Origin of the sequence: Streptomyces smaragdinus (genome assembly GCF_009604385.1) — a bacterium.
GTDB lineage: Bacteria > Actinomycetota > Actinomycetes > Streptomycetales > Streptomycetaceae > Streptomyces > Streptomyces smaragdinus.
This window is the reverse complement of the sequence record NZ_WEGJ01000090.1, coordinates 1-2,366: the sequence shown is the minus strand read 5'-3', so window position 1 is coordinate 2,366 and position 2,366 is coordinate 1. Positions and strand designations below refer to the sequence as shown.

The window sequence follows — 2,366 nt, the reverse complement described above, 5'->3', positions numbered from 1 at the left end:
TGTCCGCGTACTCCTCTGAGTGCACCACCGAGTACAGAGTTATGTGCACCACTGCTCAGGCCACGTCGGCGTCTCGCTCGATAGTCTGGAGGCGGTTCTTGAGTCGGTAGCTGTTGCCGTTGATCGAGACGACTTCGCAGTGGTGCAGGAGGCGGTCGAGGATCGCGGTGGCGAGAACCTCGTCTCCGAACACCTGTCCCCATTCGCTGAAGGTCTTGTTCGAGGTCAGGATCACCGAGCCCTTCTCGTAGCGCTTGGAGATCACCTGGAAGACGAGGTTTGCCTCAGCCCGTTCGAGGGGCTGGTAGCCGACTTCATCGACCACGAGGACGCTCGGCCGCAGGTAGGTGCCGAGCTTGTTGACCAGCCGTCCGGCGGCCTCGGCGGTCTTGAGGTTGCGGACCATGTCGTCGAGGGTCGTGAAGTAGATCGAGTAGCCGGCCCGGCAGGCCGCGACCGCGAGGGCGACGGCGATATGCGTTTTGCCGACCCCGGGCGGGCCGAGGAGGGCGGCGTTGGCCCTGTCCTCGACGAACGAGAGGGTCGCGAGGTCTTTGACCTTGCGCGGGTCGAGGTCGGGCTGGAAGGAGAAGTCGTACTCGTCGAGCGTCTTGTGATGCGGCAGCCGCGACAACCGCAGGCCCTGACGGAAACGACGGTCATCGCGGACGGCGAGTTCCTCGGACAAAACCAGGTCAAGGAAGTCGAGATAGCCCATCTTCGCCTCGTCGGCCCGGCGGGTGAACTCGGTGATGGTTTCCGCGAGATGAGGCAGGCCGAGCTTGCCGGCCGTGGTGCGGATGCGGTTGCCGGTCAGCTGACTCAAGAGGGTTCCTTCGACGGAGAGCTGGTGGTGAAAGGGCGGGTGCCGGTCAGTTCGTCATAGACGGACAGCGGGCGTCGGCCGACCTTGACGCTGGCGGCAGCGGCGCGGTTCAGCAGGGCTTGCAGCGGGCCGGCCTCCGGCCCGAGCGGCTGCCCGCGGCGGGGCGACGGCAGGACATCTCCGGTGGTGACACGGCGTCCGGCTCCGGTGGGCAGGCCGTCCCAGTGCCTCTCGTCCACGATCCTCGCGCCGCGGCCGACCGCCCTGGAGTGGGTGGCCAACAGCGTGTTCCCGTCGCCGGCGGGGACAGTGGAGTGCAGGGTGACCTGCGACTTCGTGGCCCGGATCTCGACCAGTTGACGTGGGCGGACCTTGCGGGCGGGCACCGAGTAGAGGTTCGCGTCGAAGGCGACCAGGCAGTCCTTGCCGACGTGCCGCAGATGCCGCTGGGCCACCACATACGGAGTCGGCGGCACCGGCCGCAGAGCCACGTGGTCCCGCACGGCCCGGTGCCCGATGATCTCGCCGTGGGTGCTGTGCACCTTGGCCCGCCGCAGCGGCACCCAGGCCGAGAAGGCGGCGTCCATCTCCTCGACCGAGGAGAAGGCCCGCCCGGCCAGCACATGATCACGGACGATCAAGACCTGCCGTTCGACCCGGCCCTTCCCGGTGGGGCGGTAGGCGGCCAGGACGTCGATGTCGAAGTCGTAATGCCCGGCGAACGCGACCGCCTCCGGATGCAGAGGAACGGCCTCGCCCGGCGCGACGTGCCGGCGCACGACGGTCTTGGTGCGGTCGTAGACGATCGTCATCGGCACCCCGCCGAAGTGCGCGAACGCAGCCCGGTGGCAGTCGAAGAAGCTCGCCAGGTCCTGGCTGGTGGTGAAGCAGCAGAACGGATCACGCGAGTACGACAGCGTCATGTGGAACGAGTAGACCTTCGGGATCCCGACGTGGGCGAGGATCTTGCCCTCATCACCCCAGTCCACCTGGGCCTGCGCGCCCGGGACGACCTCGAACCGGCGGTGCAGTCCCGCCAGTTCACTCGGGCTGATGCCGAGTTCCTCGGCGATCCGGGGCCTCGCCTCCTGGAGATAGATCTTGACCCGCTGGTAGTTGATGGTGACGCCGTACTCCGACGCCAGGCGCTCGTGAATCACCGACGCCTTCAGCAGGATCTCCGACCTCAGCATCGCGTCGATGAGCGGAGCGACCTCGTCGACCGCCCGCCGATGCTGTCGCCCCTCGGCCGTCCGCCTCGGCGGCGCAACAGGAGCCTCGCCCGACAAATACTTCGTGACCGTGCGGCGGTTCAGCCCGGTCTCCTTCGCAATCTCCCGCAGGCTCATCGCGCCGGACTCATACAGACTGCGAAACCGCCTCAACTCCAGCCAGCGATGCGGGTCCAAGACCACGACAACCGCCCCCTCTGCCACCTCGAAACCGACGACAGAAGGCTCGCGGCACCCACCCGCCACCGCATCAACTTCGGTGCACTCTCATCCGTACGAGGTGGTGCACGTTCACGTGTACGCCGACA

2 protein-coding genes are annotated in these 2,366 nt (G+C 67.2%); both read right to left on the bottom strand.

Going from position 1 to position 2,366, the window contains the following annotated elements:
* Window positions 1-55 precede the first annotated feature (55 nt).
* The gene (gene istB, locus SRB5_RS35660) at window positions 56-826 is read right to left on the bottom strand and encodes an IS21-like element helper ATPase IstB (RefSeq protein WP_153458005.1); all 771 of its coding nucleotides are present in this window, start codon (window positions 824-826) and stop codon (window positions 56-58) included.
* Window positions 823-2,175: an IS21 family transposase gene (istA, locus tag SRB5_RS35655; RefSeq protein ID WP_228390709.1), complete on the bottom strand. Its 1,353-nt coding sequence runs from the start codon at window positions 2,173-2,175 to the stop codon at window positions 823-825. The genes istB and istA overlap by 4 nt, the downstream gene beginning before the upstream one ends.
* Window positions 2,176-2,366: the final 191 nt, after the last annotated feature.

Coding starts and splice junctions, on each gene's coding strand:
- istA (WP_228390709.1), bottom strand. CDS start 2,175: ATGAGCCTGCGGGAGATTGCGAAGGAGACCGGGCTGAACCGCCGCACG.